This is a genomic window from Actinotalea ferrariae (assembly GCF_019733465.1).
Taxonomy (GTDB): domain Bacteria; phylum Actinomycetota; class Actinomycetes; order Actinomycetales; family Cellulomonadaceae; genus Actinotalea; species Actinotalea ferrariae_A.
The window spans coordinates 1-5769 of the sequence record NZ_JACVQL010000280.1; the positions used below are offsets into that span (position 1 = coordinate 1).

The 5769-nt window shown below is 72.4% G+C and carries 4 protein-coding genes; all 4 read right to left on the reverse strand.

All coding sequences use genetic code 11. The features are described from left to right. Positions 1-399: 399 nt before the first annotated feature. Complete coding sequence (locus tag ICW40_RS17850; RefSeq protein WP_221655351.1) at positions 400-717, reverse strand: hypothetical protein; 318 nt, start codon at positions 715-717, stop codon at positions 400-402. A gap of 137 nt (positions 718-854) precedes the next feature. Beyond that, positions 855-3773 carry a vitamin B12-dependent ribonucleotide reductase gene (locus ICW40_RS17855; protein WP_221655352.1) on the reverse strand — a complete coding sequence of 973 codons (2919 nt, stop codon included), beginning with the start codon at positions 3771-3773 and terminating at the stop codon, positions 855-857. 517 nt (positions 3774-4290) lie between these two features. Continuing rightward, positions 4291-5169, reverse strand: coding sequence for an ECF transporter S component (locus tag ICW40_RS17860; RefSeq protein ID WP_221655353.1), 879 nt, complete (start codon positions 5167-5169; stop codon positions 4291-4293). Next, positions 5166-5769 (reverse strand): AAA family ATPase (locus tag ICW40_RS17865; protein WP_221655354.1); only part of this gene is annotated, 604 nt, incomplete at its 5' end. The genes ICW40_RS17865 and ICW40_RS17860, both read right to left, overlap by 4 nt.

Consider the following 5769-nt stretch of genomic DNA (forward strand, 5'->3'; position numbering starts at 1 on the left):
CGCCGGGTAACGGCACCCCCGGCCCGGCCGCGGGTACGCCGGGCAACGGCGCGCCCGGCAACGGCACGCCCGGCCCCCCGGACGCCAAGCCGGGCAACGGCACCCCCGGCCCGCCGGCGGGGACACCCGGCCCGCCCGGACATCTCAAGGGCTGAGACGCCGGACGTTCCGCCGTACCCCTGCGACGGGCACGCACGATGGCCGGGGTGAGGGGGCGGTCCCTCGGTGCTGACCCGGGACCGTCGCCTCGCCCCGCAGGCCGGTGGCGGCGACGTCGTCGGACGCGGGTGGCAGGACGGGCCGCTCGGCGGCCCCACGGACGACGACGCCCTCGTGAACCCCCTCTCACGGGGGCGTCGTCATGCCCGGCAGGGCCGCGCCAGTGCCCCGGCGGGCAAGTCAGTGCGCGGTTGCCCCGCCCGTCGCGCGGTCCGTGGGCACGCCGCGGTCCGGCTCGGTGCGCGGCTCGCCGAGGAGCACCGGGCGGCCCGGTGCCTCGACGCTGCACTGGGCGAGCCCGTCGGCCAGGACGGCGACGAGCGCGGCGGCCTCCGCGGGCGCGAGCCGGACGCTCGCGACGCACTGCCCCAGGCGCCACGTGCTCATGACGAACACGCCGTCGTGCTCGTGCCACGTGACCTGGAGGGCGCGGTGCTCGCCCCGCACGTCCGGCAGCGCGGTCGCACCCGGCAGCGGCAGCGCGATGACGTCTCCCATGACCGCACCATGCTCCCCGCCCGCGGTCCTGTCCAGAGCGGGCTCCCGGAGGCGGGGACCGGGGGAGCGCGTGAGGGGCACCGACCCTCAGGTCGGCGCCCCTCACGGACGAGCGGTCGCGGGAGACCCCGCAGCCGTCAGCTGCAGCCGCTGGTGGAGCCGCAGCCCTCGCAGACGTGGCACGAGCCGGCCGGCCGCATCTTGATCCCGCAGTTCATGCACAGCGGCGCGTCGGCCTCACGACCCTGGATGAGGTCCATGAGCTCGGCCGACGAGTGGACCGACACCGGAACCGGCGCGACGGACGCCGCCGCCACCGAGTGCGCGGTCGCCGGGGCGGCCGGAGCCGCGGCCGGCGTCGAAGGCGCGGCAGGAGCCGAGGTGCCCGCCGTCGTCGCCGTCTCCGGGGCGCTCGACGGCGCCTCGCTCACGGCCTCGTACGCGTCGCTCGGCACCGGCTCGTAGGAGCCCGTCTCGAGCTGTCGCGTGCGCTCCTCGGTCGTGTAGATCCCGAGCGACGAGCGCGTCTCAAAGGGCAGGTAGTCCAGCGCGAGACGACGGAAGATGTAGTCCATCATCGACTGCGCCATGCGGATGTCCGGGTCGTCCGTCATGCCGGCCGGCTCGAAACGCATGTTGGTGAACTTCTGCACGTAGGTCTCGAGCGGCACCCCGTACTGGAGGGCGACCGAGATCGCGATCGAGAAGGCGTCCATGACACCGGCGAGCGTCGACCCCTGCTTGCCGAGCTTGACGAACAGCTCACCGAGGCCGTCGCCCGGGTAGGACCCGGCCGTGATGTAGCCGTCGGCGCCGCCGACCGTGAACGACGTCGTGAGCGACGTGCGCTGACGCGGCAGGCGCTTGCGCGTGGCCCGAGCCGGGGCGGCCTCGACGACGACCGGAGCAACGACCGGGGCCTCGGCCGTCTTCGCCTTGGCGTCCGACAGCGGCTGGCCGACCTTGCAGTTGTCGCGGTAGATGGCGAGCGCCTTGATGCCCATCTTCCAGGACTTGAAGTAGATCTCCTCGATCTCCTCGACCGTCGCCGTCTCCGGCATGTTGACGGTCTTCGAGATCGCGCCGGAGATGAACGGCTGGACGGCCGCCATCATCCGCACGTGCCCCATCGGGGAGATCGCACGCTCGCCCATCGCGCAGTCGAAGACCTCGTAGTGCTCGGTCCTCAGGCCCGGGGCGTCGACCACGTGGCCGTGCTCGGCGATGTACTCGACGATCGCCTCGACCGTCTCCTCCGCGTAGCCCATGCGGCGCAGCGCGCGCGGGATCGTCTGGTTGACGATCTGCATGGACCCGCCGCCGACGAGCTTCTTGAACTTGACGAGCGAGAAGTCCGGCTCCACGCCGGTCGTGTCGCAGTCCATCATGAAGCCGATGGTCCCGGTGGGCGCGAGCACCGAGGCCTGGGCGTTGCGCCACCCGTTCGCCTCGCCGATCCGGTTGCCCTCGGCCCAGACCTTCGTGGCCGCGGCGTGGATGCCGGCGTCCATCGAGCCGAGCGTGCGGATGTCGTCGTTGGCGGCGGCGTGCTTGCGCATGACCCGCTTGTGACCCTGCTCGTTGAGGCGGTAGCCCTCGTACGGGCCGACGACGCCGGCGAGCTCGGCCGACCGCTTGTACGCGGTGCCGGTCATGAGCGACGTGATGGACGCGGCGAGCGCGCGGCCGCCCTCGGAGTCGTAGCCGTGGCCGGTCGCCATGAGCAGCGCGCCGAGGTTGGCGTAGCCGATGCCGAGCTGGCGGAACTTCCGCGTGGTCTCGCCGATCGCCTCGGTCGGGAAGTCCGCGAAGCAGATCGAGATGTCCATCGCGGTGATGACCAGCTCGACGGCCTTCTCGAACCGCGCGACGTCGAACGTGTCGTCCTCACGGAGGAAGGTGAGCAGGTTGAGCGACGCGAGGTTGCACGAGGAGTTGTCGAGGTGCATGTACTCGGAGCACGGGTTCGACGCCGTGATGCGGCCCGACTCGGGGCTCGTGTGCCAGTCGTTGATCGTCGAGTCGTACTGCAGACCCGGGTCGGCGCACTCCCACGCGGCCTTGGCGATCTTGCGGAAGAGGCCCTTGGCGTCGACGGTCTCGATGACCCGGTTGTCCTGACGTGCGCGCAGCCCGAAGGTGCCGCCGTCCTCGACCGCCTGCATGAACTCGTCGCTGACGCGCACCGAGTTGTTGGCGTTCTGGTACTGGACGGACACGATGTCCTTGCCGCCCAGGTCCATGTCGAAGCCGGCGTCGCGCAGCGCGCGGATCTTGTCCTCCTCGCGCGCCTTGGTCTCGACGAACTCCTCGATGTCGGGGTGGTCGACGTCGAGCACGACCATCTTCGCCGCGCGGCGCGTGGCGCCGCCGGACTTGATGGTCCCGGCGCTCGCGTCGGCACCGCGCATGAACGAGATGGGGCCGCTCGCGGTGCCGCCCGAGGAGAGCAGCTCCTTGGAGGAGCGGATCCGCGAGAGGTTCAGGCCGGCGCCCGACCCGCCCTTGAAGATCATCCCCTCCTCGCGGTACCAGTTGAGGATCGAGTCCATCGTGTCGTCGACGGCGAGGATGAAGCAGGCGCTGACCTGCTGCGGCGACGGCGTGCCGACGTTGAACCACACGGGGGAGTTGAACGAGAACACCTGGTGCAGCAGCATCCAGGTCAGCTCGTGCTCGAAGAGCGTGGCGTCGTCGTCGCTGGCAAAGTAGCCGAAGTCCCGGCCGGCCTTCGTGTAGGTGAGCACGACCCGGTCGATGAGCTGCTTCAGGCTCCACTCGCGCGCGGACGTCCCGACGGCACCGCGGAAGTACTTGGTCGTGACGATCGTCGTGGCGTTGAGCGACCAGGACGCGGGGAACTCGACGCCCTTCTGCTCGAAGATCGTCTCGCCCGACTTCCAGTTGGTCTGGACGACGTCGCGGCGCTCCCACTCCACCTCGTCGTAGGGGTGCACACCGGGCGTGGTGAAGACCCGCTCGACGGCCAGGCCGCGCTTGCGGGCCCGGGCGCCGCGCGCCCCGGTCTTGCCGGTGGACTCCGACGTCTCTGTCATGACTTCTCCTTCGGCCGGTCGCACGGCGTTGAGGTGCGGGGCGTGCTCTGGGCTCTGCTTGGTCGGGCTCTGCTGGTGGGGCTCTGCTTCGGGTCGTGCGCTGCAGCTCGTGGTGCTCGCCGCAGGTCGTGCCGGTCGTGCTCGTCGTCCGGTGCTGCTGGTCGTGCCTCGTCGAGGGCGGTGGGCGAGCCCGTGCCGGCGGTCCACATGCCGTGCACAGGCTCGTCGCAGATCTCCACAGGGCGGTGCGCGTGATGCACAGCTTCATGCACAGATCTGGGCTCTCACCACTACAGGTGCCTAACTTACAACCGTGGAACCACTAGATGTAGTGGGACCGCCATGATCTTTCCGCAGAGTTCCACCGGTTGGCGCGAACCTGCAGGCCAGCGCTGTGTCGATGTTGATCGGCGATCGTGCGCTCGTCGCGAACACGGCGTGTCCCCGGTCCCGGCGTGTCGCAGGGGACCGGACGAACGGTGCGATCCGGACGCTCAGCCGCGTCGCGTGGCGACTCTCAGCCGCGTCGCATGGTGACGGGCGCGTCCACCGCGTCGGCCCGAGGAGCTCGCGGGACGGCGTCGCCGACGGCCTCGCGCCGGTCCGGCGCCGGACCGAAGGCCGCCCGCGCGGCGGTCCGGCGCAATGCGACCAGGGCCGACCTGCCGGCCACGGCCAGCGCGACGCCCGTCGTGAGCGCGCGGCCCACGTCCCACCCGAGCGACGTCACGCCGCTGAAGAGGAGGAACCGGCGCAGGTTCGTCCCGACCGGGTCGCCGGGCACAAAGGAGAGGCCGGTGCCCGTGCCGACCGTGAACGGCCAGAAGGAGAGGTTCATCGCGAGGCCGAACGCGAACGCGGCGGCCGCCCCGTAGAGCACGACGAGCACCAGCTCCGCCCGCCCCCGCACGCGCCGCGGGAGCAGGCCCGCGCCGAGGCCCACCCACGAGGCGGCGAGCATCTGGAACGGCATCCAGGGCCCCATCCCGCCCGTGAGGACGGCCGACGCGAGGATCGTCGTCGACCCGAGCGCGAAGCCGAAACCGGGTCCGAACACCCGGCCCCCCAGGACGATGACGACGAAGACGAGCTCGACGCCGGCGGTGCCGGCGCCGAGGGGCCGCAGCACCGCACCCACGGCCGAGAGCAGGCCCAGCACCGCGACGGCCTTGACGTCGAGACCACCGTCCGACAGCGCGACGAGCACGACGACGACGACGGCGACGAGCACGACCGCGAGCACGAGCGGCGCGTCGGCGCTGTGCTCGAGGCGGCTGCCCGGACGCAGGACCAACGGCCAGCCGAAGGCCAGCAGCCCAGCGACGGTCGCCAGCGTGAGCGCGACGGCGCTGCGCGGGCCGATCGGCACCGCGTCGACGGTCCTCGCGGACGTCATGCGGTCACGGCGAGGGCCGCCGTCACGGCGGAGACCGTGAGCAGCTCGACCGGATGGAGCACCTTGGCCACCTGGGGCGCGAACGTCGGCGACGCGACGAGCACGTCGTGCGCCGGTCCGTCCGTGACGACCTCGCCTGCCGCGAGCACGACGACGCGCGTCGCCGCCTCGGCGACGAACTCGACGTCGTGGCTCGAGAGCAGCACGACGCCGCCGGCGTCCGCGTGGTCCCGCAGCGCCGCGGCGAGCCGGGCCTTCGCGGCGTAGTCGAGGCCGCGCGTCGGCTCGTCCAGCAGCAGCACCCGGGGGCGCGCGGCGAGCTGGACGGCCAGGACGAGCGCGAGCCGCTGCCCCTCGGACAGGTCGCGGGGATGCGCGTCGGGCGGGACCGTCCCGGCCAGGCCGGCGAGCAACGCCGCGGTGCTGCCCGGCGAGGCGCCCGCCTCACGGTCCGCGGCCGTGCACTCGGCCGCGACGGTCTCGAGGTAGAGCAGCTGCGTCGGGTCCTGCGGCACGAGGCCCACGAGGCGGCGCGCGTCGGCCGGGGCCAGGGCCGCCGGGTCGGCGAGGCCGCCGGGCGCCCCCGCACGCGGGTCGGAG